Source organism: Polyangium spumosum, from assembly GCF_009649845.1.
GTDB lineage: Bacteria > Myxococcota_A > Polyangia > Polyangiales > Polyangiaceae > Polyangium > Polyangium spumosum.
In genome coordinates this window covers 453,494-478,561 of record NZ_WJIE01000002.1, presented here as the reverse complement: position 1 = coordinate 478,561, position 25,068 = coordinate 453,494, and the positions used below count along the sequence as shown (strand labels likewise).

Annotated in this window: 18 protein-coding genes; 7 read left to right on the top strand and 11 right to left on the bottom strand. The window is 70.4% G+C overall.

Features of this window, described 5'->3' with window-relative positions; translation table 11 throughout:
* Positions 1 to 117: 117 nt before the first annotated feature.
* The gene (locus tag GF068_RS07940) at positions 118 to 663 is read right to left on the bottom strand and encodes a GNAT family N-acetyltransferase (RefSeq protein WP_153818714.1); all 546 of its coding nucleotides are present in this window, start codon (positions 661 to 663) and stop codon (positions 118 to 120) included.
* A 127-nt stretch (positions 664 to 790) separates the two neighbouring features.
* On the opposite strand from GF068_RS07940, the gene GF068_RS07935 reads away from it, so the two are divergent.
* Genes GF068_RS07935 through GF068_RS07915 form a run of 5 tightly spaced genes read left to right on the top strand, consistent with a single transcriptional unit; the run spans position 791 to position 6,807 of the window.
* Positions 791 to 1,411, top strand: coding sequence for a hypothetical protein (locus GF068_RS07935; RefSeq protein WP_206079416.1), 621 nt, complete (start codon positions 791 to 793; stop codon positions 1,409 to 1,411).
* Positions 1,411 to 2,184, top strand: coding sequence for a DUF4159 domain-containing protein (locus GF068_RS07930; protein WP_153818713.1), 774 nt, complete (start codon positions 1,411 to 1,413; stop codon positions 2,182 to 2,184). Before GF068_RS07935 ends, GF068_RS07930 begins: the two co-directional genes overlap by 1 nt.
* Positions 2,181 to 4,508, top strand: a complete 2,328-nt coding sequence (locus GF068_RS07925) for a glutamine amidotransferase (protein ID WP_153818712.1) — start codon at positions 2,181 to 2,183, stop codon at positions 4,506 to 4,508. The genes GF068_RS07930 and GF068_RS07925 overlap by 4 nt, the downstream gene beginning before the upstream one ends.
* A 17-nt stretch (positions 4,509 to 4,525) precedes the next feature.
* On the top strand, positions 4,526 to 5,293 hold the full coding sequence (locus tag GF068_RS07920) for an ATP-binding cassette domain-containing protein (protein ID WP_153819135.1): 768 nt from the start codon (positions 4,526 to 4,528) through the stop codon (positions 5,291 to 5,293).
* The gene (locus GF068_RS07915) at positions 5,290 to 6,807 is read left to right on the top strand and encodes an ABC transporter permease/substrate-binding protein (protein ID WP_153818711.1); all 1,518 of its coding nucleotides are present in this window, start codon (positions 5,290 to 5,292) and stop codon (positions 6,805 to 6,807) included. The genes GF068_RS07920 and GF068_RS07915 overlap by 4 nt, the downstream gene beginning before the upstream one ends.
* A gap of 15 nt (positions 6,808 to 6,822) precedes the next feature.
* Here GF068_RS07915 and GF068_RS07910 read toward each other — a convergent pair whose 3' ends face one another.
* The 7 genes from GF068_RS07910 to GF068_RS07880 form a co-directional block, all read right to left on the bottom strand.
* On the bottom strand, positions 6,823 to 9,138 hold the full coding sequence (locus GF068_RS07910) for a nitric-oxide reductase large subunit (RefSeq protein WP_153818710.1): 2,316 nt from the start codon (positions 9,136 to 9,138) through the stop codon (positions 6,823 to 6,825).
* A gap of 131 nt (positions 9,139 to 9,269) precedes the next feature.
* Positions 9,270 to 10,094, bottom strand: coding sequence for a hypothetical protein (locus GF068_RS07905; protein ID WP_153818709.1), 825 nt, complete (start codon positions 10,092 to 10,094; stop codon positions 9,270 to 9,272).
* Positions 10,095 to 10,134: 40 nt separating this feature from the next.
* Complete coding sequence (locus GF068_RS07900; protein ID WP_153818708.1) at positions 10,135 to 11,097, bottom strand: Hint domain-containing protein; 963 nt, start codon at positions 11,095 to 11,097, stop codon at positions 10,135 to 10,137.
* Between the two features lie 72 nt (positions 11,098 to 11,169).
* Positions 11,170 to 12,591, bottom strand: coding sequence for a class I SAM-dependent methyltransferase (locus tag GF068_RS07895; protein ID WP_153818707.1), 1,422 nt, complete (start codon positions 12,589 to 12,591; stop codon positions 11,170 to 11,172).
* Positions 12,588 to 13,058: a 3-hydroxyacyl-ACP dehydratase FabZ gene (fabZ, locus tag GF068_RS07890; protein WP_153818706.1), complete on the bottom strand. Its 471-nt coding sequence runs from the start codon at positions 13,056 to 13,058 to the stop codon at positions 12,588 to 12,590. Before fabZ ends, GF068_RS07895 begins: the two co-directional genes overlap by 4 nt.
* Positions 13,055 to 14,017, bottom strand: coding sequence for a UDP-3-O-(3-hydroxymyristoyl)glucosamine N-acyltransferase (locus GF068_RS07885; protein ID WP_153818705.1), 963 nt, complete (start codon positions 14,015 to 14,017; stop codon positions 13,055 to 13,057). Before GF068_RS07885 ends, fabZ begins: the two co-directional genes overlap by 4 nt.
* A gap of 10 nt (positions 14,018 to 14,027) precedes the next feature.
* Entirely contained in the window at positions 14,028 to 14,630 is a 603-nt protein-coding gene (locus GF068_RS07880) for an OmpH/Skp family outer membrane protein (RefSeq protein ID WP_153818704.1), read from the bottom strand.
* 183 nt (positions 14,631 to 14,813) lie between these two features.
* Here GF068_RS07880 and GF068_RS07875 point away from each other — a divergent pair, with 183 nt between their 5' ends.
* A complete protein-coding gene (locus GF068_RS07875; protein ID WP_153818703.1) occupies positions 14,814 to 19,571 on the top strand; it encodes an MYXO-CTERM sorting domain-containing protein in 4,758 nt (1,585 codons plus the stop codon).
* Positions 19,572 to 19,573: 2 nt separating this feature from the next.
* Here GF068_RS07875 and GF068_RS07870 read toward each other — a convergent pair whose 3' ends face one another.
* The 3 genes from GF068_RS07870 to GF068_RS07860 all read right to left on the bottom strand — a co-directional run bounded on the left by GF068_RS07870 (position 19,574) and on the right by GF068_RS07860 (position 23,510).
* On the bottom strand, positions 19,574 to 20,647 hold the full coding sequence (locus GF068_RS07870) for a class I SAM-dependent methyltransferase (RefSeq protein ID WP_153818702.1): 1,074 nt from the start codon (positions 20,645 to 20,647) through the stop codon (positions 19,574 to 19,576).
* A 111-nt stretch (positions 20,648 to 20,758) separates the two neighbouring features.
* The gene (locus tag GF068_RS07865; RefSeq protein ID WP_338046279.1) at positions 20,759 to 21,679 is read right to left on the bottom strand and encodes a hypothetical protein; all 921 of its coding nucleotides are present in this window, start codon (positions 21,677 to 21,679) and stop codon (positions 20,759 to 20,761) included.
* 181 nt (positions 21,680 to 21,860) lie between these two features.
* Entirely contained in the window at positions 21,861 to 23,510 is a 1,650-nt protein-coding gene (locus GF068_RS07860) for an aminotransferase class I/II-fold pyridoxal phosphate-dependent enzyme (protein WP_240806732.1), read from the bottom strand.
* Between the two features lie 129 nt (positions 23,511 to 23,639).
* On the opposite strand from GF068_RS07860, the gene GF068_RS07855 reads away from it, so the two are divergent.
* Complete coding sequence (locus tag GF068_RS07855) at positions 23,640 to 25,001, top strand: sigma-54-dependent transcriptional regulator (protein ID WP_153818701.1); 1,362 nt, start codon at positions 23,640 to 23,642, stop codon at positions 24,999 to 25,001.
* Positions 25,002 to 25,068: the final 67 nt, after the last annotated feature.

Below are 25,068 nucleotides of genomic sequence, written 5' to 3'. Positions count from 1 at the left end.
GGTGGCGCAGACGATCAATCTATATGCCAGAGGGAGACCTGGTACCGGCGTTTTGGCAGCGCGACCGGGGGGGCTCGAGTTGCCAACGGATCGGTTTTTCCGGGACGTCGCCCCCGTTCAAGCAATACGGAGCGACATCGAAATGTCCGTCACCAGCATGCCCGAATCGATGCGGAATGCGTCCTTGCGCTTGCCATTCTCGACGAATCCCACCCGCTGGTAGAGGCTGCGCGCGGGCAGGTTGTGCTCGAAGACGCCGAGGTCGATCCAGGCGATCTTGCCCGTCCGCTTCGCCCAGCCGACCGCGGCCTCCATCAATTGCTGGCCGTGGCCCTGGCGCACGAAGCCCCGCTCGATGCCCATGCCGAGGATCGCGCGGTGCATCTCCGCCGAGAAGCGACCGCCACGAAGCTCGAGGTGCCCCACGACCCAGCCACGCGCAGGCTCGATGAGCACGAAACAGCGGCCCCAGAGCGACTCCGAGAGCGCGCGCTCCCAGCGCTGCCGCGCGTGCTCGCGCACGCTCGCGCGCTCGGGCGAGCGCGAGATCGCGAAATGCAAGGAGCCCTCGCGCCCGCTCTCGGCCGAGTGCCGGACGATGTGATCGGCGAACCCGTCGAGGTCGGTGATGTCCGCGAGGCGGATGAATGGGCGGCTCGACATGCGAGATCCAGCTCGACGTGTACTCCTCCTCGACGCGCGCGGCCAGAGGCTCGAGGGCCGAGCCCGTTCGCCGACGCAAGGCCGCGTTCACGGCCCCAGCGCGCCCGTTTTGTACTAGGCTCCGCCCGTGCCCCGGTCCGTGACCCTCGCGTGCCTCGCGCTCGCACTCGCCGCGTGCGGCGGCTCCGCCATGCCCGACCCGAAGGACGCCGTGAAGGCCTACGCCGACGCGGCCGCGCGCGGGGACGCCGACGCGATCCACGCGATGATGAGCAAGAAGGGAAAGCGCAGCCTCTCCCGCGAGGACGTGCGCCGCATCGTCGCCGAGGAGAAGAGCGAGCTCGCCGATCAGGCCAAGGCCCTCTCCGCGCCCGGCGTCACGATCAAGGCGCACGCCCGCGTCCGGTACCCCGACGGCGAGGACGCCACGCTGGAGCTCGAAAACGGCGTCTTCCGCATCTCGGCCGCCGACGCATTGCCCGCAGGCGCGAAGACGCCGGCCCAGGCGCTCGAGCAGCTCCGGCGGGTCCTCGCGAGGCGCAGCTACGCCGGCCTCTTGCGCGTGCTCTCGCCGTCGACGCGTAGCGCGATCGAGAACGATCTGCGCTCGCTCGTCGAGGGCCTCGAGCACCCCGAGGGCCTCGAGGTGCAGGTCTCCGGCGATCGCGCGACCGTGCAGGTGCCCGGCGGCCACGAGGTGAAGCTGCGCCGCGAGGCAGGCGTGTGGCACGTGGAGGATTTCGATTGATGCGCGCGCGGGTGACGTCGCTCGTCCTCGTGCTCGTGGCGGTGCTGCTCGTCGCGCTCGTGCCGCGGCCGTCGCGGGCGTTCGGAGAGGAAGGGGCGTTCAACCCGCGGATCCTGCTCACAGGCACGGCGCGCTGGGAGGGCGCGCGGACGACCGGGCCCGCGCGATGGTCCGAGGAGCTCACGCGTCGCACGAGCGCGCCCGCGCGGCTGTCCCCCACGACGGTGCGCGCCGACGCGCCCGCCTTGCTCGCCGAGCCCTTCGCGATCTGGGGCGGCGAGGACGACGTGCCGCCGCTGACGGAGCGCGAGGTGCTCGGGATCCGGCGCTTCCTCGCGCTCGGCGGCGTGTTGCTCATCGACGACTTCGCGCCCGAGTCGGGCGCGTTCGGCAAGGCGGCGCGGCGCGAGATCGCGCGCGTGTTGCCCGACGGCGCGCCGATCCCGATCGGCACCGAGAACGTGGTGTTCCGCTCGTTTTACCTGCTCCGCCGCGCCGTCGGGCGCGTCGAGGGGCAGCCGAAGCTCGAGGCGATCATGCGCGGCGGCGTGCCGCAGGTGATCTTCGCGAAGCACGACCTGCTCGGCGCGCTCGCCCGCGCGGCGAACGGGACGCATCCGTTCGTGGTGGTCCCGAACGGCGAGCCACAACGCGAGCAGGCCGCGAGGCTCGCGGTGAACGTGGCGATGTTCGTGCTCTGCTCGAACTACAAGGACGACCAGGTGCACGCGCCCTTCCTGATGCGGCGTCGCGCGGCGGAGCCCTCTCCATGACGACGAGCTTCGCGCCGTCGGGGGACCTCGCGCCGTCGTACCAGATCCTCGCCGCCCTGCTCACGGTCCTCGGGATCGTGCTGCTCGTGATGGAGCTGCGGCGCTCGCGGGGGGCGCAGCGGAGCCCCCGATCGTCGATCGCCGCGTTCGTGACGGGCGCGCTCGCGTCGATCGGGTTGCTCCTCGCGGTGCTGCGGCCCGTGGCGATCCAGAGCAAGGGCAGTTTGGTGGGGCCACGCGTGGTGGTGCTCGCCGACGTGTCGCGGTCGATCGATCTGCCGGGGCCCGCGGGAAAGACGCGCCGTCAGGAGGCCGCGCGCGCGCTCGGGGAGCTCCAGAAGCACGGCGCGGAGGTGCGGCTCTACGGGCTCGCGTTCGGCAAAGGGAGCCCGACGCCGCTCTCCGCGGCGCTCGCGAGCGGCGCGGCCGAGGGGGCGCAAAACACACCGGAAGGTCAGCTCGCGCAGGCGCTGCTCGCGGCGCGGCCGATGCCCCGATCGGATCTGGCGGGCGCGATCGAGGCGGTCGCGCGCGCGGCGGACGAGCGGCCCGCGGCGATCGTGGTGCTCTCGGATGGAAGGCTCGACCGGCCCGGCGAAGGGCAAGCAGGCGAGGGGATCCGCGCCGCGCTCGGGACGCTGACGGTGCCGGTGCACGCAATCTCGCTCGCCACGGAGGCGCCGCGGGACGCGAGCGTGCGCGTGGTGCGGGCAGCCGGCGCGGCCGTCGCGCATCAGCCGCTCACCCTGCGGATCGAGATCGGATGCGCGGGCGGGCTCGACTGCGACGAGGTCCCGGTGTCGCTGCGCGAGCTGCGCGAGACGGGGGAGCCGACCGAGCTCGCGAGGGGCAAGGCGAACGCGTCGAGCGGCGCGGCGACGCTGGAGCTCGAGGTGACGCTCGACCGCGCCGGCGCGCGGATCCTGGAGGTGTCGATCGACGCGCCGGACGGCGACGTGGTGCCGGACAACGACACGCGGTACGTGACGATCGACGTGGCGCGGGACCGCGTGCGCGTGCTGCACGTGGCAGGCAGGCCGACGTACGACGTGCGCGCGCTCCGGATGTGGCTGAAGGCCGACGCGTCCGTCGACGTCGTGGCCTTCTTCATCCTGCGCACGCCGACCGATGACGTGGTCGCGCCGAGCGAGGAGCTCGCGCTCATCCCGTTCCCGGTCGACGAGCTGTTCAGCGAGCACCTGCCGAGCTTCGACGCCGTGGTGCTGCAGGACTTCAACGCCGCGCCGTACGGCCTCGCCAAGCACCTGCGTTCGTTGTCGCGGTACGTGGACAAGGGCGGAGGCCTCATCATGGTCGGCGGCCCGGACGCGTTCGTGCCGGGCAACTACGCGGGCACGCCGCTCGCCGAGGTCTTGCCGGTGGAGCTCGATCGCGGGCCAGGCGCGGAAGGCTCGGACGTGGCCTCGTTCGTCCCGCGCACGACCGAGGCAGGACGCGCGGCGCCCGTGCTCGGGCCGCTGCGGGACCTCATCGGCGAGGAGTGGCCCGAGATGCCGGGCGCGAACGTGGTGGGCGACGCGCGGCCAGGCGCGACGGTGCTGCTGGAGCACCCGACGCGCAAGACGCCGAAGGGCGGGCCGATGCCGATCCTCGCGCTCGGCGAGCACGGCAGCGGGCGGACGATCGCGCTCGCGATCGACGGCTCGCACCGGCTGCTCTTCAGCGCCTTCGCGGCGAACGCGGCAGGGCGCGCGCACGGCGCGTTCTGGGACGCGTTGCTCGGCTGGTTGATGCGGGACCCGCGCTTCGAGCCCGCGGTCGTGGATCTCGCGGACGGCTGCATCGCGGGGGAGGACACGACGCTGACGCTCCGGCCGCTGCCCGGGCAGAAGGGCGACGCGAAGATCACGATCCGCAAGCTGGGAGCGGGCGAGGTCCTGCGCACGCTGTCGGCGCGGCTCGACGGCAAGGGCGAGCCACTCTCGCTCGACGCAGGCAAGCTCGAGCCCGGCGGTTACTCGGCGACCGTGGAGATTGTGCCGAGCGAGGCCGGCGCGGCGGCAGACGGGACGACCTCGGCCGAGCGAGGGCCCACGACGCGGCGCGATTTCGCCTGCGAGCGTGGCGGCGACGAGTGGGCAGACACGCGGCCCGATCCCGAGCGGCTCGCGGCCATCGCCGAAGCGACGGGCGGAAAGAGCGTGACGGCGGACGGAATCGGGAGCCTGCCGCTGCCCGCAGCGACGCAGATCGCCGCAGAGAGGCGGGTCTCGCCGCTGCTGCCGCCCTGGGCGTGGACGCTCGGCGCGGCGATGCTCGTCGGCGTGCACTGGATCGTACGTCGACGCAGCGGTCTCGCGTAGTCACGCTTCCAGGCGTGATGATCGAGCTGTGCGACGTGACCAAGCGTTACGGCGAGACCGTCGTCGTCGATCACGTCTCGTTGTGTGTCGCCGAGGGCGAGCTGCTGGTCCTGCTCGGCGCGTCCGGCTCCGGGAAGACGACCACGCTGAAAATGGTCAATCGGCTCGTCGAGGCGACGTCCGGACGCATTCGCGTGGCGGGAGAGGACATCACGCGCGCCGTCCCGCACGAGCTGCGGCGCCGCATCGGGTACGTGTTCCAGGCGCTCGGGCTCTTTCCGCACCTGACCGTGGCCGAGAACATCGGCGTCACGCCTCGGCTGCTCGGCTGGGACGAGGGCCGCATCCGGGCGCGTGTCGCCTCGTTGCTCGAGCTCGTCGAGCTCGACCCCGGCGTCATCACGAGCCGCTTTCCCCACGAGCTCTCGGGCGGCCAGGCGCAGCGCGTCGCCGTCGCGCGCGCGCTCGCGGCCGAGCCGCCGGTCCTGCTGCTCGACGAGCCTTTTGGCGCGCTCGACCCCCTCACGCGCGAGCGGCTCCAGGCCTCGTTTGATGGCATCCGCAAGAAGCTCGGGGTCACGGCCATCTTCGTCACGCACGACATGGTCGAGGCCATGACGCTCGGGGATCGCGTGGCCGTGATGAAGAGCGGAGAGCTCCTGCAGGTCGGGACGGCCTCGGAGCTCGCGCGCGCGCCGGCCGATCCTTACGTGAAGGAGCTCGTCTCCGCGCCTCTGCGGCGAGCGGCCTTCGTCACGGCGAAGCTCGGGGGAGGTGAGGCTTGAAGGAGCAGCTCGCGCTTCTGCCTGGCCTGCTCGCGGCCCACCTCGGGCTCTCGCTCGTCGCGCTCGCGCTGGGGATCGTGGTCAGCGTCCCGCTCGGCGTCGTCGTGTCGCGGTCCCCGAGGCTCGCGCCGCCGATCGTCGGCGCGGCGAGTGTCCTGCAGACCATCCCGAGCCTCGCCTTGCTCGCGTTCATGGTCCCCGCGCTCGCCGCGCTCGGGGCCCGGAGCATCGGGTATCTGCCCGCGCTGATCGGGCTCGTCTTGTACAGCCTCTTGCCCATTCTGCGGAACACCGTGGCGGGGTTGTCCGGCCTCGATCCGGCCGTGCTGGAGGCGGCGAAGGGCGTGGGCATGACGCCACGACAATCGCTGTTTCGTGTCGAGCTCCCCCTCGCGATGCCCGTGATCGTGGCCGGCATCCGTATCTCCGCCGTCTGGACCGTCGGGACGGCCACGCTCTCGACCCCGGTCGGCGCGCCGAGCCTCGGCAATTACATCTTCGGCGGGCTGCAGACCCGCAATTACACGTCCGTGCTCGTCGGGTGCGTGGCCTCCGCCGTCCTCGCGCTCGTCATCGACGGGCTCTTGCGTGGCGTTCACGTGGGGCTCTCGCAGCGGCGGCGGGGCGCGCTGGCCGTCTCCCTCGTGGGCTTCTTGTTGCTCGCGGCGTACGGCGCCGCGCCTTTCGTGCGGGCAGCGGCTTCGCGGGAGGAGGCGCCGGTGACCATCGGCGCCAAGACGTTCACGGAGAGCTACATCCTCGCGGAGATCCTCGCGGCCGAGGTGCAGCGCCGGACGGGTTCGCCCACGCGGACCGTGGGTTCGCTCGGGTCCACCGTCGCCTTCGACGCGCTCCGGACAGGGCAGATCGACGCTTACGTCGATTACTCGGGCACGCTCTGGGCCACGGTGCTCGGGCGCGGCGAGGCGCCGGCCGATCGGGAGACGGTGCGCGCGGAGGTCGAGCGGCTGCTGCCCGAGCGATACGGGGTGCACGTCGTCGCGGCGCTCGGCTTCGAGAATACCTATACGCTCGCCATGCGCCGCGCCGAGGCCGAGCGGCTCGGGCTGCGCCGCATCGGCGACCTCGCCCCGCTCGCGCGGCGCCTGCGCGTCGGCGGCGATTACGAATTTTTTCTGCGGCCCGAGTGGAAGAACATTTCGCGCGTCTACGGCCTCGTGTTCGCCGAGGAGCGCAGCATGGATTCCTCCCTCATGTACGAGGCCGCGAAGAACGGCGCGGTCGACGTGATCGGCGCGTTCTCCACGGACGGCCGCATCGCCGCCTACGACCTCGTCGTGCTCGAGGACGACCGCCACGCGATCCCGCCGTACGACGCGCTCGTGCTGGCGAGTGATCACCTCGTGCGCGAGCGCCCCGAGGTGATCGACGCGCTGCGCGCGCTCGCGGGCCGGATCGACGAAGGCACGATGCGGCGGCTCAACCGCGAGGTCGATCAGGAGAAACAAACGCCGGCCGCGGTGGCCGGCGCTTTCCTGGAGCGCCTGCGCTGACGGGCCCGCCTATCGTCAAACTTCCTTCTCGCTGGGCGGGCCGATCACGAAGGGCCTGCGCTCGAGCGGCAGCCCCGGGTCCCCCTCGGCGCGCAGCGACCAGCCCGTCTTGAGCCCGAGGACGAACCAGCCGAGCGCGAGCGCGCCCGCGGCGAAGATCGTATCCCCGACGACGCGTAACCACCGCAGCGTGTCCATACGCGGCGTCTGCAGGAACTCCGCCGAGCGCGCATACCACATGCCGTGTTCGACGCTGGCCCAGGTCTGCAAGAGGCCGAGCGGGAGCAGGCTCAGGAGCACCATCAGCGCGAGGCCGATGTTGATCGCCCAGAACGCGAAGGAGAGCGCGCCCGTCCTCCACACGCGGTGCGTCGACAACCCCTTGAGGCAAAAGAGCATGAGGCCGATGCCGAGCATGCCGTAGACGCCGAAGAGGGCGGTGTGGCCGTGGACGGGCGTGGTGTTGAGGCCCTGCATGTAATAAAGCGCGATCGGCGGGTTGATGAAGAAGCCGAAGAGGCCCGCGCCGACGAGGTTCCAGAACGCGACGGCCACGAAGAAGTAAATGGGCCACTTGTACGCGGCGACCCAGGGCCTCGCGCGCGAGAGCGTGAGGTTTTCGTAGGCCTCGAAGCCGATGAGCACGAGGGGCACGACCTCGAGCGCGCTGAACGTCGCGCCGAGGGCGAGGACCGAGGTCGGCGTGCCCGTGAAATAGAGGTGGTGGAAGGTGCCGATGATGCCGCCCGAGAGGAAGAGGATCGTCGAGAAGAGGACGGCCGTGGTCGCGGTCGCGATCCGCAAGAGGCCCATACGCGCGAAGAGGAAGGCGATCACGACGGTGGCGAAGACCTCGAAGAAGCCCTCGACCCAGAGGTGCACGACCCACCAGCGCCAGTATTCGGCCATGGCGAGGTTCGTCTGGCGCCCCCACATGAGGCCGGCGGCGTAGAACAGGGCGATCGCCGCCGAGGCGATGAGGAACAAGGCGAGCAGGTGCTTGCTCTCGCCGCCCTTCTTGAACGCGGGCCACATCGCTCGCCCGATGAGGAAGAGCCAGAGGAAGAGGCCAACGAGCAGGAAGATCTGCCAGAAGCGGCCGAGGTCGACGTATTCGTAGCCCTGGTGGCCGAACCAGAAGTTCGCCTCGAAGCCGAGCTTCTGCCGGACCCCGAACCACTGGCCGGCGAGGGAGCCGACCACGATGACGAGCAAGCAGACGAAGAGGAAATTGACGCCGGCGCGCTGGTATTTCGGCTCGTGGCCGCCGACGGCCGGCGCGATGAAGAGGCCGGTGGCGAGCCAGGCCGTGGCGATCCAGAAGATGCCGAGCTGGACGTGCCAGGTGCGCGTGACGGCATACGGTAGCCACTGGTCGAGGGGGATGCCGTAGAAGCCGGAGCCCTCGACGCCGTAATGGGCGCTCACCGCGCCGAGGCCGATCTGCACGACGACGAGCGCGGCGACGACCCAGAAATACTTGCGCGTCGCGCGCATGGAGGGCGTGGCCTGGAGGCCGAGCAGGGGATCCCGCGTGGGATACTCGGGCTCCTTCTCGGGGCGGTGGCGCTGGGCCGCGAAGTACCACGCGAGCGCGCCGATGCCGGCGAGCAAGAGGACGAAGCTCACGACGGACCACACCACGAGCGCGCCCGAGGGCGTATTGCCGATGAGCGGTTCGGAGGGCCAGTTGTTGCTGTAGGTGATGGTCGCGCCGGGGCGCTCGGTCGCGCAGGCCCACGCCGCCCAGAAAAAGAAGGCATTCATGAGGCGCTGGCGCTCGGGGTCCCGGAGCGTCTCGGCCGGGATGGCGTAGGCGTCGCGCAATTCGGCCATCGCGGGGTCGGCGCCGAAGAGGGCCGTGTAATGCCTGGAGACCTCCTCGATCGCGCGGGCGCGGAGCGGGCTCACGGTGATCGCGCCCGTCCGGGGGTCGTAGGTGTTCGTCCGCATCTCGGCCTTGAGGCGCTCGATGAGGGAGGCGCGATCCGGGGCGGGGAGGTCGTCGAAGGTCGTGCCCTTTTCGTCGCGCGCCCAGACGTCGAGGATCCACGTCGCCTCGCGGTGGAGCCAGTCCGCCGACCAATCGGGGGCGACGTAGGCGCCGTGCCCCCATATCGAGCCGACCTCCTGGCCGCCGAGAGATTGCCAGACGTTCTGGCCGTCGCGAATGTCCTGACCCGTGAAGAGGGTGCGTCCCTCCGAGGCCACGACGACACGATCCGGGATGGGCGGCGCTTTGCGGTAAATCTCGACGCCGAACCAGCCGAGCACGGCGAAAGAAAACACGATGACCGCGCCGAACGCCGTCCACAGCCTCGTATGACGCATTCGATCCCCCCGCTCGGTCATGTGCCCTCCGTGGCGCCCCGGCCGCACGCTCGGATCGCCGCATGCGCGTTCGAGGTGAACCTATTGCTGGGAGGGCGGAGGCGGGAGCGGGGTGGGGGGCGGGTGGCTGTTCAGCCTCGCCCACCCTTGCGCCGCAGCGCGATCCCCACGCCGAGCAGGCTCATGAGCGCGGCCCAGCCGACGCCGCCCCGATCCGATACGTCGACCGCGCATCCCGCGCAGCCGCCGCCGCTCGACGGCTTGGTCATGTTCGCGGGCGCCGGAGAGGTCGGGCTTGGATCGCCGGGCTTCTGCGGGGCGTCGGGCAAGGCCGGCTGTGCTTGGCCGTCCTTCAGCACGGGATACGGCGGCTCTGCGCCCCCCGAGGCGGCGACGTAGGGCGCGGGGACGGCGCTCGCGGGTACGCGCTTGGCGGCCTCGATGCGCGCGGCCTCGTGCCGCTCGAGGCGGCTGTCGGAGCAGGTCAATCGCTTCCGGCACTCGGCTTTGGGGAATGCGGCGCAATCGGAGGTGGTCTTGCACGCGCCACGCGCGACATCCATCACGAAGCGCCCGAGGTCCTCCTTCTCGATGCAGAAGGGCATGTCCCCGCAGGTGCCGTGGGCGCAGGTCTCGCCGGCCCCGCCGCAGCGCTCGTTGAAGACGCAGGAGGCCTGGTCGGGCGCGGTCGACTCCCAGTGCAGGCCCCTCGAGCAAGGCGCGGGGGGAGGCGCCTCGCAGTACGACGTGGAACGGACGACCCTCGGCTCGTACCCGGGCGGGCAATCGGCGCGGAGCGGCGGGACGCAATAGGGCCCCTCGTGGGAGACGTCCTTCTCCGTGCCCGTCGGGCAGGTGATGGGCATGTCGTGGATGACGTCGGCGAAGGCCGAGGTCGACGAGGCGACGCCGAGCCCGAGGACGAGGGGAACCACGAGGGGAGGACGCATCGCCATTCGTCGAAGTTATCCCGGCTCGTGCGCGCGCGTCAATGGGTCAGGGCTTGCAACCGGAGACGCGGATCCCCCCGTCGCTCACCACGCAGCCGCAGCTCGCGACGCCGGCCGCCTCGAGGCATTCGCAGGTCGCCTCGGCGCCCGTGCAGCTCGGCGGGAGGTCCTCGCATGCGACGGTGAGATATCCCTCCAGGCAATACTGCGTTTCGAGGGCGCAGGTCCCGTTGCCGCAGTTGTACATGCCTTCCGGAGGGGCGCACGCCTCCGGGCGCTTGTCGATGTTGACGTCGTTGACGCTGGGGCAGTTGTCCGCGATGTGTGGTTTGCCGTCGCAACCACAGATGGTGCGGAGCGGGCCGTCTTCACAGACGATCTTCTCGCAGGTCGCCTCGACCGCGCCGCAGAGGCCGTCGGAGGTCGGCACGCAAAACAGCCCGCCGGGAGTACAATCCGCATTCGAGGCGCAAGGCAATCCCTGGTAATTGTTGCCGGTGGTGGGGACATCCTTGTTGTGGACGAGCAATCCCTCCGCGAAGTAGTTGTGCTCGGGTCCGTCGATCGTCAAATTGAAGACCTCGACCTTGCCACGGGCGGACACACTCCGGTGCTCGGTGATCTCGAGCTCGCGGACGTCTGCGGCGCCGAGCCACGCGACGAGCCGCGTCCCTTTTTGGAGCTCGCCCGCAGGGGCATAAGCCCCGAGCTCGGCGTCATAAAACGGGTGCTCGGGCGTCACGCCGGCGAGGACGAGCTCACCCGCCGCGATGTGGAGGATCTCCGCCGCCTCGGCCCGGAGCACCTCCGCCACCCTGCGCACCACGGGCCGCCGCGTCGCGAGGTCGAAGCTGTACACCTCGTCGCCCACCACGAGGTCCTCGATGCGGCGAAACCCCTGCGGCGTCACGATGCGCGTCCCACGCACGAAGCACGACGACCAGCAGCCCGCCCCCATCAGCCAGAACCCGAGCCCGAGCGCCCCCATGCCCTTCCACGTATTCTTCATAAGTCAAGCCTCCGCGTGAAGGGGAGCACAGGCGCCCGGGAGGTGCAACGCTCGGCCGACGACGGAAAAATGCTACCCGCGCGCGCCGCCGAGCGCCGCGAGCGATATCGACTGCAAGAGGCCCTTGCCGATCGGGCGCTTGTCCTCCCAGAACACCCTCGCCTCGAAGAACACGCGCGCCGCCTCGCTCTGCAATGCCAGGAGCGCCGCCTCGGCCTGCTCGCGAGCCTCGAACGGCAAGAAGTAACACGTGTCGTCGAGCACCACGGGTCGCCCCTCGTGCGGCTCCACCAGCGAGAACGCGAGCTTCTTGTACAGCCCGCAGATCGCCACCTTGTACGGCGCGAACGTGTACGGGCCGATCCCGAACACCGAAAACGGCGGTTTGTCGCGGTAAATGGAGCTCTTCCGCACGTCGAGCTTCTCCTCGTGCCGGACGAGGTACGCCCAGGCCCGCGGCGCCTGCTCCCTGAGCGTCCGCGTCTCCTCGCCGAGCCAGCGCTGCGTGACGAGCACGAAGCGCCGCCCAGGCCGCCGGCCATTCGCCACGTCCGAGCCCTTGAGCAGAGGGAACACCACGAGGTCCTCGATGTCCACCCGCTCGCCGAGGCCATTGACGAGCGCGCCGCCCTTGGCTTCGAGCTCCATCACGGGCGCGCAATCGTGCTTGAGCCCCGAGCGCCAGGCGGGCGTGCAATCCCCCTCGAGGGCCTTCGTCCGCTCGAACCGCTCGATGTCGCTGTAGAGCCGCCCGCCGTGTACGCCCATCGTCCTCTCGGGCCGCTCGGCGTCGAGCGAATCGAAGACCGCCCAGCCGCGCGGAGGCGCCTCCCCGGGCGCGCGCGTCGCGAGCGTCATCACGACGGCCGCCGCCGCCACGTCGAAGGCGCCTCGCGCGTCGATCCGGTACGTCGCGCCCGCGTAGGGGGTCCCCTCGCGCGCCACGTGCTCCATAACGCGCCGCGCGACGCTGCTCTTGCAGAGCACGGCCACGCGGAAATCGCGCCCCCGGAGCGCCGCGAGCAGGCGCAGGAGGATCCACTCCGAGACGTCGAAATTGCTCTTGCCCGTCATCGCGTCGAGCCCCGAGAACCGCTTGAAGTTCGATTTCGGAGGCAAGTTGCGCGAGCCGCGCGCGCCGAGCTCCGCGCTCGTCACCCAGGGCGGATTGCCCAGCACGAGCAAGGGTTCCGGCATCTTGGCGAGCACGTCCTCCCAGGGGACGTCGAAGCAATCACCGACGTCGATCGCGGCCGGCCGGCCCGCGAGCGCGAGGCGCGCCCGCTCGACATGCTCGACGTTGATGTCGAAGCCACGCGCGAACGTGCCCGGAAAAACCTCCGCGGCGGCCTGGAGGAACGCGCCTCGGCCACACGTGGGCTCGAGGATCGAGGCCGGGCGCGCGCCGAGGCGCGCGGCGAGGTGGCTGACCTGCCTCGCGAGATCGAGCGGCGTCTGCCAGTCCCCACGCTCGACGCGCGAGGCGCTCTTCACGGGGATCGATCCGCGACCTGCGCCAGCATCTCGGCCTCGGCGCAGAGGTTTCCATCCACACGCGCCTCGCCCCGGAGCTTCCAGACCGGGCCCCGCCGCTGCAATGCCGTGGCCGAGAGGTCGAGCCTGTCACCCGGCACGACGGGCCTGCGGAAGCGCGCCTTGTCGATGCCGAGGAAGAGCACGACCTTCGGCTGCGGCCCAGGCGCAGGATCGGAGGCGTGCGCGAGCAGGCCGCCGATCTGCACCATCGATTCGATGATCAGGACGCCAGGCATGATCGGGTGCGCGGGGAAATGGCCCTGGAACCAGGGCTCGTTGTACGCGACGCACTTGTGCCCCGCGATGCGCTCGCCCGGGACGAGCTCCGTCACGCGATCGACCATCACCAGGGGATAACGATGCGGCAAGATCGTGAGGATCTCGCGCACCTCGATCGGGAGCTTCACGCCCGTCGTCTCCGTCATCCGGATCGTCCCTTCCGTTTGCGCTCGGGCTCTTCGAGGAGCCGGGCCGTCCCGCGGAGCCACCGCGTCTTGTCCACCGCGGGATAGCCGCCGAAGACGGCGCCCGCAGGCACGTCGCCGATGACGCCCGATTTCGCCGCGAGCCGCGCGCCCGCGCCGACCTCGCAGTGGTCGGCGACGCCGACCTGCCCGCCCACGAGCGCGCCGGGGCCGATACGCGACGAGCCCGCGAAGCCCGATTGGGCCGCGATGAGCGCGCCCGCGCCGATCTCGGCGTTGTGGCCGACGTGCACGTGCGCGTCGAGCTTGGCGCCGCGGCGGAGGATCGTCGGCGCGAGCGTGCCAGCGTCGATGGTGCAGAGCGGGCCGATCTCGACGTCGTCCTCGATCACCACGCCGCCGAGCTGCGGGACACGCACGACGTCGCCCGCAGGGGACGTCGCCCAGCCGAAGCCAGGGCGGCCGAGGACCGACGAGGCGCCGACCGTGACGCGCGCGCCGAGCGTGACGCCGCCGTACACGACGACGTGCGGCTCGATGCGGCAGCGCGGGCCGATCTCGGCGCCGGCATACACGACGGCGAAGGGGCCGATGATGGCGGTCGGATCGACGATCGCGGCAGGATCGATCCGCGCGTGCTCGCGCGCGTCCGAGGGCCCGGGCCGGGCCACGCGCTCGAGCACGCAGGCGAGCGCATACGCGGCGCGCGGGTGGATCCAGCGCTTGCCGGCCGGGACGAGCGAGGCGAGCTCCGCATCGACGAGCAAAAACGCCTCGCTCGCGTGCGCCGCGGCGAGGTAGCGGCGGGAGAGGAGCGGCGCGAGTGTCGCCTCGTCGCCTCGGGGCTCGGCCGCGTCGACGGGCAGGACGCGGGACACGACGGCGTCCTCGATGCCGGGATCGAGCCTCCCGCCGTGTGCCGCCGCGAGCTCGCGGAGGCGCACGGGCGCAGGGAGCACGGCGCCGCGGCTACTTCTTTTCGTCGCCGCCTCCCGACGGCTTGTCGCCGCCGCCCTCGGGCGGGGCGTCGCCGCCGCCGTCTCCCCCGGAGTTGTACATCTGCACGACCTGCTCGGTGAGGTCGAGATCCGGCCGCGCGTAGGGCGTCGCGGAGCGGTCGAGGATGAGCTCGTAGCCCTTCTTCTTCGCGACGCGCGTGATGATGCCCATCATCTTGCGCAGGATGGGCCCCGTGAGGTCGCCCTGCTTCTTCTGGAGCTCTTTGTTGTAGTCGACGAAGCTCGTCTGGAGCTCGACCATGCGGCGCTGCCAGTCTTCCATGCGACGGGCGAGGGCCTCGCGCGAGAGCACGCGGGCCTGGCGCTCGATGTCCTCGCGCGCCTTCTGGAGCTCCGCCTGCTTGGCGTCGAGCTCCTTCTGGCGCTTGTCGAACAGCTTCTTCAGCGTGCCCTGGGCGCGGATGCCGTCCTCGGTCTGCATGACGGCCTGCTGGACGTCGACGACCGCGATCTTGCCCTCGGCCGAGGCCGATGCAGGGGCGAGCGAGACGAGCGCGGAGAGCACGGTAGCGGCGAGGGCCGCGTGGAGGCGGGGGAGGCGACGCGGTAGCATGAAGGCGATGAAGCTCGCTTACCCGCGCGCGGAGGGGCGGTCAAGCATGCCGCACGCCGCGCGGTCCGGAAGCTGAGCCGCGTGTCGGCGAGCCACGTAGGAGAAAAGCGGGAAGGGTGCGCCGTATCGCCCTTGCGTCGTGTTTGTCATCGCGGTTATGTCGCAGGACCGTACGAGGACCTCATGGGATTGTTCGACTCTCGCAGGCGCCGGGGGCGCAGCATCGCGCTGCTGTTCGGGCTCGCTGCCACCACGCTCTCCGCGGCCGCGACCGCGCAAACCTTCCCGGCCGACGCGACGTGGGCCGCGCTCACGCGCTTCGACGCAGGCGCGGGGCAACACGTGCCGATCGGCGACGTCTCCGGCGACGACGCGCCTCAGCGCGACATCGTCGGGAACGCGGCGAACCCGCTCGCGTACGTGCACAGCGACGGCACGCACTTCTACTTCCGCCTGCGCGTCAACACGACGGCCCTCGCAGGGCCGACGAACTTCGACAACGTGTCGAGCTTCGGGTGCGTGATCGACGCGGACAACGACGCCACGGACTTCGAGTTCAGCGCGCTCGTCGACGGCATCTCGGCGCCGGACGCCGTGCGGTTCTGGTTGAACACGACCCAGCAGGCGTCGGGCTCCGCGAGCGACACGCCCGAGGTGATGGTGAAGGCCTACCTCGGCCCGCTGCAGCTCGGGCAGCCGGGCTTCGGGTATGCGCGGCACGTCGCGGCGGGCGCGGTCTTCCCGATCGCCGCGCCGGACGCCGATTTCTTCGTCGACTGGGCCGTGGAGAAGCTCCTGCTCCAGGCCGCGGGGGTCGGCGACGCGACGCCGCTCCGCTTCGCGTGTGGCACCGGCGTGAGCACGTCCACGCTCTCCACGGATTTCAGCGGCGCGCCGACCCTCGCGCTTGTGCTCAGTGATCCGTATTTCTGCAGCAGCTCGGGTTGCATTCCCCAGACGTGCGCGGGTTACGGTCAGCTCTGCTCCGCCGGGGTCGGGGCGTGCGCGGCGTCGGGCACGCTCACCTGCAACGCGGCGGGTTTGGCCGTATGTGACGCGTTCCCGGGCGAACCCTCGCAGGAGACGTGCAACGCGGTCGACGACGACTGCGACGGCGCGGCGGACGAGGACAACCCCGACGGCGGCGGCGCCTGCGTGACGGGCCTGCTCGGCGTGTGCAACGCGGGGACCCAGAACTGCATCACCGGGGGTTTGCAGTGCACGCCGAACGTGCTGCCGGGGTCGCAGGCCGAGACGTGCAACGGGCTCGACGACGATTGCGACGGCCTGGAAGACGACGGGTTCGGGCTCGGCACGGCCTGCACCGAGGGGCTCGGCGTCTGCGCGGCGGCGGGCGTCATCATCTGCGACGGGCAGGGCGGGGCCACGTGCGACGCGACGCCCGGAACGCCGCAGGCCGAGATGTGCAACGGGCTCGACGACGATTGTAACGGCTTCGTCGACGACGGGGATCCGGGCGGGGGACAACCTTGCGTGACGGGCCTGCCCGGCGTCTGCAGCGTGGGGATCACGGCCTGCTCTTCGGGCAACGTCGCCTGCGTGCCGGCCGTCCTCCCGGGCGAGCTGCCGGAGACGTGCAATTTCACGGACGACGATTGCGACGGCGTGGACGACGACGGCCTCGGCCTCGGCGCGGCGTGCGTCGAGGGCGTGGGCGCGTGCGCCGTCGTGGGCTCGATCGTGTGCGACGCGCAGGGCGGCGCGGTGTGCAACGCCGTGCCCGGGACGCCGAGCCCCGAGGTCTGCGGCGACGCGATCGACGACGATTGTGACGGCGCGCTCGACAATGGCTGCCCCGACACCGACGGCGACGGGCTGATCGACGCGATCGAGGCGCAGATCGGGACCGACCCGAACGACGCCGACAGCGACGACGATGGTATCGCCGACGGCGAGGAGCCCGACTACAGCGCGGATACGGACGGCGACGGGCTCATCAACGCGCTCGATCCGGACAGCGACGACGACGGCTTGTTCGACGGCACCGAGTCGGGCAAGGATTGCAGCGGGCCCGGCACGGACGCGGCGGCCGGCCATTGCAGGCCCGACGGCGACGCCGGGCAGACGACGACGGACCCGCTCGACGCGGATTCGGACGGCGGCGGCACGATGGACGGCTCGGAGGACGTGGACCTCGACGGCGTGGTCGACGCAGGCGAGACGGACCCGACGGCAGGGAACGGCGCGGACGACGCCCAGGCCATGGACGCGGACGGCGACGGGCTGAGCGACGGGCTCGAAGCGACGATCGGCTCGGACCCGAACGACGCCGACAGCGACGACGACGGGCTGCTCGACGGCGACGAGGCGAACCCGTCCGACGACACGGACGGCGACGGGCTGCCGAACCCGCTCGATCCGGACAGCGACGACGACGCGCTCTTCGACGGCACCGAGACCGGCCACGGTTGCTCGCACCCCGCGACGGACCCGGCCGCGGAGAACTGCCGGCCCGACGCGGACGGCGGCGTGCTCCAGACCTCGCCGGTCGACCGGGACACGGACGGCGGCGGCGTGAGGGACGGGGCGGAGGATCGGAACCTCAACGGCCGGATCGACATCAACGAGACCGATCCGACCGAAGGCAACGCGCCGGACGACCAGCAGCTCTCGAACCTGGACAACGACGGCGACGGGCTGACGAACCAGCTCGAGGCGTTCCTCGGCTCGAACCCGAACGACGCGGACACCGACGACGACGGCGTGCTCGACGGCGACGAGGCGAACCCGTCGGACGACACCGACGGCGACGGGCTGATCAACGTCCGCGACATCGACAGCGACGGCGACGGGCTCCGGGACGGCACCGAGGTCGGGAGCGATTGCCAGCACCCGGCGACGAACCCGGCGGCGAACGCGTGCACGCCGGACGCCGACCTGGGCGCGACGAAGACCTCGATGGTCGACTGGGACTCGGACAACGGCGGCGTGTCCGACGGCGACGAGGACAAGAACAAGGACGGCGCGCTCGATCCGGGCGAGACCAACCCGACGAAGGGCAACGGCGAGGACGATCCGCTCGACAGCGACGGCGACGGCCTGCTCGACAAGGTCGAGCTCATGCTCGGCACCGATCCCTTCGACTGGGACACGGACGACGACGGCGTCTCCGACGCGGCGGAGCCGAGCCCGGGCGAGGACACGGACGGCGACGGGCTGATCAACGCGCTCGATCCGGACAGCGACAACGACGGGCTCCCGGACGGGCTGGAAATGGGCATGGGCTGCGGCAACCCGGACACCGATCCGGCCGCGGGCCATTGTATTCCGGACGGCGACGGCGGCGCGACCGTGACCGATCCGCTCGATTGGGACACGGACGACGGCGGCGCGGCGGACGGGGCCGAGGACAAGGACAAGGACGGCGTCATCGATCCCGGCGAGACGAACCCGACGACGGGCAACGGCGCCGACGATCCGCCGGACAGCGACGGCGACGGGATCTTCGACGCGGACGAGCTCGTGATCGGCACCGATCCGAACGACGCCGACACGGACGACGACGGCGTGCGCGACGGCGACGAGCCGAGCTTCGACGAGGACACGGACGGCGACGGGCTGATCAACGCGCTCGATCCGGACAGCGACAACGACGGGCTCTTCGACGGCACGGAGCTCGGCCTCGATTGCACGGATCCGGCCACGGACGTGACGAAGGACCATTGCGTGGCCGACGCGGACGCGGGGCTCACGACGACGGATCCGCTCGACTGGGACACGGACGACGGCACGGCGAGCGACGGGTCGGAGGACTGGAACCTCGACGGCAAGATCGATCCGGGCGAGACGAACCCGACGGCCGGCAACGGCGCCGACGACGTGGGCGTGATCGACACGGACGGCGACGGGCTCAGCGACGAGGTCGAGGATTTCATCGGCACCGATCCGAACGACGCCGACAGCGACGACGACGGCGTGATCGACGGAGAGGAGCCGAACCCGACCGACGACGCGGACAACGACGGCACGATCAACGCGCTCGATCCGGACAGCGACGGCGACGGGTTGTTCGACGGCACCGAGATGGGCAAGGATTGCAGCGGGCCGGCCACGGATCCCGCGGCGGGCACCTGCGTCGCGGACGCCGACATGGGCGCGACGACGACGTCGCCGCTCGATACGGACACGGACGACGGCGGCGTCTCCGACGGCGACGAGGACACGAACGGCAATGGCGTGGTCGATCCGGGCGAGATCGATCCAAACGACGGCAGCGACGACGCGACGAAGCTCGACACGGACGGCGACGGGCTGACGGACGCGGAGGAGACGCAGATCGGCACGGATCCGCTCGACGCCGACAGCGACGACGACGGCGTGTCGGATGGAGCGGAGCCGGACGTCGGCGTGGACACGGACGGGGACGGGCTCATCAACGGGCTCGACCCGGACAGCGACGGCGACGGGCTCTTCGACGGGACCGAGCTCGGCCTCGATTGCTCGGGCACGGGGACGAACCCCATGGCCGGCAATTGTATCCCCGACGGCGACGAGGGCGCGACGAAGACGGACCCGCTCGATCCGGACACGGACGACGGCGGGGTGAGCGACGGCGACGAGGACACGGACAAGGACGGCGTCGTGGATACGGGCGAGACGAACCCGCTCGATCCAGCGGACGACGTGCCGCCTCCTTGCACGACGGACGAGCAATGCGGCGGCCCGAACAGCGGTCAGATCTGCGTGGAGGGAGGCTGCACGGAGGGCTGCCGCGGCGAGGGTGGTAATGGTTGCCCCACGGACGAGGTGTGCACCTCGAACAGCACGGCGCCGGGCATGTGCGTGTCGCCGGAGGAGGCCATTCGCCTGGCAGGCGGCGGCTGCGCTTGCGCCACCGGGCAAACCGAAGGCGCGCCGGGCGGCGCGGCGCTGGTGATGGTGGCGCTCGGGGCGCTCGTTCTACGGAGGAAGCGGCGGTAACCTCAGACCGGAGCGAGCTCCAGCAGCGAGTGGTAGATCCCGAGCCGCTCGTGGGTCGTCTGGAGCTCGAGCCCCTCTTCGCGGGCGAGCGCGAGGATGTCTTCGGCGCGGTACATGCGGCTGTTGCCGTTGGCGATCGTGGTGAAGTAGGGCGACGTGTTGATGAGGCAATACGCGGCCGCGTCGAAGCGCTGCCGGTCCCAGAACGTATCGAGGATCCAGAGCCGCCCGCCCGGGCGCACGGCGCGGCCGGCGCGGCGCAGGATCGTCCTCACCTCGTCCTCCGAGAAACACACGAGGAACTGGCTCATCCAGACGGCGTCGAAGCCCGAGGGCAGCTCGGCCTGCGGATCGAGCACGTCGACGGGGCAGGGGACGGCGCGGCTGTCGAGCCCTTTTTCGCGCAGGTTCTGCATGGCCATTTCGAGCTGGCCGGGCAGGTCGACCAGCGAGGCGCGCAGCTCGGGCGAGCGGGAGAGGCAAAGCGACGCCCATTTGCCGGTGTTGCAGCCGATGTCGAGCAGGCTCCGCGGCTGCTTTTCGAGCACGATCCGGCTCGCCGCGGGGAAGGCGGCGTCCGAGTAGAAATGGTCGAAGCGCAGCCAGGCGCTCTTCGCGGGCTCGGGCAGGTGGGCGAGCGCCTCGTAGACCGTCTTCCATTCGCCGAAGACGCGTAACCCCGCGGGCTCGCCGAGCCGCAGGGCGTCCTCGAGCTTGTGCATGCCGAGGTAACAGACCTCGTGGATGAACTCCATGTTCACGGCCGTCATCTCGTCGCGGCGGATGAAGGCGCCGAGCGTGGTGATGACGAACCTCCCCTGGTCGTAGGCCACGAGGTCGGCCGAGAGCCCGCATTCGAGCAGGACCGTCGCCGCGTATATCGAGAGCCCCGTCTTCGCGGCGGCCTCGGCTGCCGTGATCCCCTCGGCGCCGCGGTCCTCCGCCGCTTCCAGGAGGCCCGTCGATCGCAGGAGGCGCGTGGCCTGGAAGACGATCGGCGCGAAGGCGATCCGTTGGGCGTCGAAGCGTGTTTCGAGGCCGGGCTTGTCGGTACCGAAGCGTTTTTGTTGCACCATCACCTCCGCGGGGGGATCGACATCATGCCCGGGACGGAGCAAAAGTCCATCGCGGGCGCCGACGTGTGGAGGTGAGGGAGGTTGCTGGGAGGGATCCGCCTTCGCGGCGGATTACAGGCACTTGTTCGAGATGCAGTCCTTGCCGGCGGGGCAGGGCTTGTCGAGGCTGCACTCGGGGTTGACCTCTTCGTTCGTCTTGCAGATGCCCTGATCGCAGGCGACGAAGCGGTTGTCGATGAGCTTGCAGGCGGTGAGGTCGGCGCAGGGGTAATGGCAGTAGCCGTCCGCGCCGCACTGGGCCGCGCCGGGGCAGGGGGCCTGGCCGGGGCCGCAGCCGGGCACGGGGGAAGGGTCGGGGATGCAGCCGCCGGCCGTGCTGTCGCAGATCTCGCCGCTCGGGCACTCGGCGTTCGTCTTGCAGCCGGGTTCGCAGATGCCGTCGACGCAGGCCTCGCCGCTCGCGCAGGGCTTTTGTGGGCAGGCGGTCGCGGGGTCGGCGACGCAGATGCCCTTGTCGCAGATGTAGCCGGATTGGCAGGGGCTGTTCGCGTCGCAGCCGACCTCGCACTGCCCGTTCGCGCAGACCTTGCCGGGGCCGCATTCGAAGGTGTGGTTGCAGCCGACGAGGCAGAGGCCGTCCAGGCAGAGCGTGCCGGAGGGGCAATCCGTGGTGGTGGTGCAGGCGCAGGTGGTCACGTTCGGGTCACACGCGGGATTGCCGCCGCCCTGGCCGCCGCTGCCGCCCTGGCCGCCGCCGCCCTGGCCCACGTTGGGATTGGCGGGGTGACAGCCGTAGGCGTCACAGATCACGCAGTTTTCCCCGTTCGCGTCGCACGTGACGGTGGCGTCGCCGCCGCCGGAGCAACCGGCGTAGCCGCTGCCGGCCGCGGCGAGGGCGAGGAACAGGGCGCTCGGGCCGAGAAGCTTGGCGAAGGATGGACGCAAGAACATGAAACCCTCCAGCGCGGGGACGCGCCGCAACGAGCGCGCGGGCGCCTGCGTATTCGTACCACGCGGGTGCTTAACACGCACCGTGCCACCGTCTCACGTTGCTTGGGGTGCGGCTTCGCGCCCGCGTGTGAACACCGGGCTACGCGCCCTGGTGCGCGAGCGTTCACGTCCCCGAGGAGACAGCAGCCACATCCTGGGGTAGTCCCGAACGTAGCGAAGCGGAGTGAGGGACGTAGGGGGCGGGCCATCGAGCCCGCCCCCTCTACAAAACACCGAATTTTTTGCCGACTTTCTCGAATGCTTCGAGGGCGCGGTCGAGGTGGTGGCGCTCGTGGGTCGCCATGTAGCTCGTGCGGAGCACCTGCTGCTTCGGGGGGACGCCGGGCGTGATGAATGGGTTCACGTAGATCGAGTGCTCGTCGAGCAGCGTCTTCCACATCATCACGGTCCGGAGATCGTCGCGGATGTAAATCGGGATCACCGCGGTCTCGGTCTTTCCGAGCTCGAAGCCCAGGCGGCGCAGCTCGTTGCGCATGTAGGTGAAGTTCTCGCGCAGCTTCTCTTGCCGCTCGGGCTCCTCCTGCATCACGTCGAGCGCCGCCATCGCGGCGGCCACGCTCGGGGGCGCGGCGCTCGCGGCGAACAGGAAGCTGTAGGCGAAGTGCTGGATGTAATCGAGCACCTTCCGCTCGCCGACGAGCCAGCCGCCGATCGACGCGAGGGATTTCGAGAACGTCCCGCCGATGAGGTCCACCTGATCCGCGACGCCGAAATGGGCCGCGGTGCCGCGCCCGCCCGGGCCGATCACGCCGAGCGCGTGGGCGTCGTCGACGAGCAGCCGCGCCTTGTGTTTTTTCACCACCGAGACGATGCCGGGCAGGTTCGCGATTTCGCCCTGCGCGCTGAAGACGCCGTCCGTGATGACGAGCGCGCCTTCGCTCGTGTCGAGCTCGGAGAGGGCCTGGTCGAGGGCGTCGGGGTCGTTGTGCCGGTAGCGCACCATACGCGCGCCGGCGGCCTGTCCGAGGCGGACGCCGTCGTAGATCGATGCGTGGTCGTCCTTGTCGATGACCGCCACGCTCTTCTTGTTGGAGAGCAGCGCGCTGATCGTGGCGATGTTGACCTGGTAGCCCGTCGTGAAGACGAGCCCCGCTTCCTTGCCGTGGTAGGCCGCGAGCTTCTGTTCGAGCTCGTTGTGCAGCCGCATCGACCCGTTCACCAGGCGCGAGCCCGTCATGCTCGTGCCGTACTTGTCGATCGCGTTCTTCGCGGCCTCGCGGACCTTCGGGTGCGTGGTCAGCCCGAGGTAGTTGTTCGAGCCGAGCATGATGACCTTGCGGCCTTCGAGCTGCGCCTCGGGTCCGTTGTTGAAGTCGAGCGGGCGGAAGAACGGGTAGACGCCCATGGCGCGGGCGTTGTCCGCGGTCATGAACTTGTAACACTTCTCGAACACGTCCCGACCGCCGATGCGCGAGAGCGACGTGCGCGAGGCCATCTGCTGGGCGAGTTTTTCCTCCGCCGCGCTCCCGGGGCCCGCGGGCTTCGGCGCTTCGGTGGTCGTGGCCTCGACGCTCGCGGCGCCGTTCGTCGCGGCGCCGTTCGTCGTGGCGTGCGCGGCGGCTCCGTTCGTCGCGGCGCCGTTCGTCGCGACGTGCGCGGCGGGCGCGGGGCTCTTCGGGGCGGCCTTGCTCACGACGTCGTCGCCGCCTTCGAGGGCCGGGTCGATCGTGGGGAGCGCGTGACCGTGCAGGAGGATGCTCCAGGCTTCGGAGGCGCGTTCGGCGGCGGCTTCGAACCGGCCTCGCGCGTCCATGATGCCCGTTGCCACCTGCATCACGCGGTCGTTGCTGATGAGGCGCATCACGGCGCTGGAGGACGAGAGCTTCTTTCCCAGTCGATCGATCACGCTCATGAAAGGATCCTCGGCCCCCGCCGCATGAAGGACCCGGGGATACGGCGCATGAAAGCCCCTGTCAATCGTGGCCCAGGTGCAACCGTTGCAGGGTAGCTTCGATCCGTGTAGAAAAGTTTGCGAGGATCCATGCGCCGAGTCCTGGTCGTCGACGACGAAGAGAACTTGCGGGTCGTCGTTCGTTCGTTTCTGAAGCGAGACGGCTACGAGGTGGAGGTCGCGCCGGGGGTCGAGGAGGCGCTCGCGCTGCTCGAGTCCTTCGGGCCGGACTTCATCCTCACGGACGTGCGGATGCCGCGGCTCGGGGGGCTCGATCTGCTCGCGACCCTGAAGGCCAAGGGGGATCCGGCGACGGTCATCGTGATGAGCGCCTACGGCAACGTCGACCTCGCGCTCGAGGCGATGAAGGCGGGCGCGTACGACTACATCCAGAAGCCCTTCAAGGCCGAGGAGCTCCTGCTCACGCTGCGCAAGGCCGAGGAGCGGGAGGCGCTGCGCCGCGAGAACCGCGCGCTCAAGCAGGAGATCCTCCGCGAGAGCACGTTCGAGGAGATCCTCGCGAAGAGCGCGAGCATGCAGGCGATCTTCAAGACGATCGCCAAGATCGCCGACTACAAGACCACGGTGCTCGTGACCGGCGAGAGCGGCGTGGGCAAGGAGCTCGTGGCGCGGGCCCTCCACAAGCGCAGCGCGCGGCGCGGCGGGCCGTTCGTCGCGGTGAACTGCGGGGCGATCCCCGAGAGCCTGCTCGAGAGTGAGCTCTTCGGGTATCGGCGCGGCGCCTTCACGGACGCGACCACCGACCGCGTCGGGCTCTTCGAACAGGCGAACCACGGCACGCTCCTGCTCGACGAGATCGGCGAGCTGCCGCTCTCCTTGCAGGTGAAGCTGCTCCGCGTGCTCCAGGAGGAGACGATCCGCAGGCTCGGCGACTCGAAGGACATCAAGGTCGACGTCCGGATCATCGCCGCGACGCACCGCGACCTGCACGCCGAGACGCAGGCCGGCAGGTTCCGGGAGGACCTGTTCTACCGGATCAACGTCCTGCCGATCGGCATCCCGCCGCTCCGGGAGCGTCGCGAGGACGTGCCGCTGCTCGTCGAGCACTTCATGAACCGCAACAACGCGCGCTTCGGGACGAACATCCGCCAGCTCTCGCCCGAGGCGCGGCGGCTGCTCCTCGAGTACGCCTGGCCCGGCAACGTGCGCGAGCTCGAGAACACCATCGAGCGGGCCATGGTCCTCGCCGAGAAGGACAGCATCGAGGCGGACGATCTGCCCGAGCGTATCCGCGAGGCGCGGGATCCGATCCAGCTTCACCTGACGAGCGGCGAGCTCTCGATCAAGAAGACCGCGCGCGTCATCGAGGAGATCCTCATCCGCCGGGCGCTCACGAAGACGAAAGGCAACCGCACGCGGGCCGCGGAGGTGCTGGAGATCAGCCACCGCGCCTTGCTCTACAAGATCAAAGACTACCGCATCGACCTCTGATCCCCGGGCGAGGGGGCGAGGGCGCGAAGGAGGCTACGCAGAAAACCCACGATGTGGTTTTGTGCCG

Excerpts from the sequence above, each read along its gene's own strand:
- GF068_RS07925 (WP_153818712.1), top strand. The coding sequence starts at position 2,181 with ATGACGACGAGCTTCGCGCCGTCGGGGGACCTCGCGCCGTCGTACCAG.
- GF068_RS07930 (WP_153818713.1), top strand. The coding sequence starts at position 1,411 with ATGCGCGCGCGGGTGACGTCGCTCGTCCTCGTGCTCGTGGCGGTGCTG.
- GF068_RS07870 (WP_153818702.1), bottom strand. The coding sequence starts at position 20,647 with ATGGTGCAACAAAAACGCTTCGGTACCGACAAGCCCGGCCTCGAAACA.
- fabZ (WP_153818706.1), bottom strand. The coding sequence starts at position 13,058 with ATGACGGAGACGACGGGCGTGAAGCTCCCGATCGAGGTGCGCGAGATC.
- GF068_RS07860 (WP_240806732.1), bottom strand. The coding sequence starts at position 23,510 with ATGAGCGTGATCGATCGACTGGGAAAGAAGCTCTCGTCCTCCAGCGCC.
- GF068_RS07920 (WP_153819135.1), top strand. The coding sequence starts at position 4,526 with ATGATCGAGCTGTGCGACGTGACCAAGCGTTACGGCGAGACCGTCGTC.
- GF068_RS07900 (WP_153818708.1), bottom strand. The coding sequence starts at position 11,097 with ATGAAGAATACGTGGAAGGGCATGGGGGCGCTCGGGCTCGGGTTCTGG.
- GF068_RS07875 (WP_153818703.1), top strand. The coding sequence starts at position 14,814 with ATGGGATTGTTCGACTCTCGCAGGCGCCGGGGGCGCAGCATCGCGCTG.
- GF068_RS07855 (WP_153818701.1), top strand. The coding sequence starts at position 23,640 with ATGCGCCGAGTCCTGGTCGTCGACGACGAAGAGAACTTGCGGGTCGTC.
- GF068_RS07905 (WP_153818709.1), bottom strand. The coding sequence starts at position 10,094 with ATGGCGATGCGTCCTCCCCTCGTGGTTCCCCTCGTCCTCGGGCTCGGC.
- GF068_RS07910 (WP_153818710.1), bottom strand. The coding sequence starts at position 9,138 with ATGCGTCATACGAGGCTGTGGACGGCGTTCGGCGCGGTCATCGTGTTT.
- GF068_RS07940 (WP_153818714.1), bottom strand. The coding sequence starts at position 663 with ATGTCGAGCCGCCCATTCATCCGCCTCGCGGACATCACCGACCTCGAC.
- GF068_RS07880 (WP_153818704.1), bottom strand. The coding sequence starts at position 14,630 with ATGCTACCGCGTCGCCTCCCCCGCCTCCACGCGGCCCTCGCCGCTACC.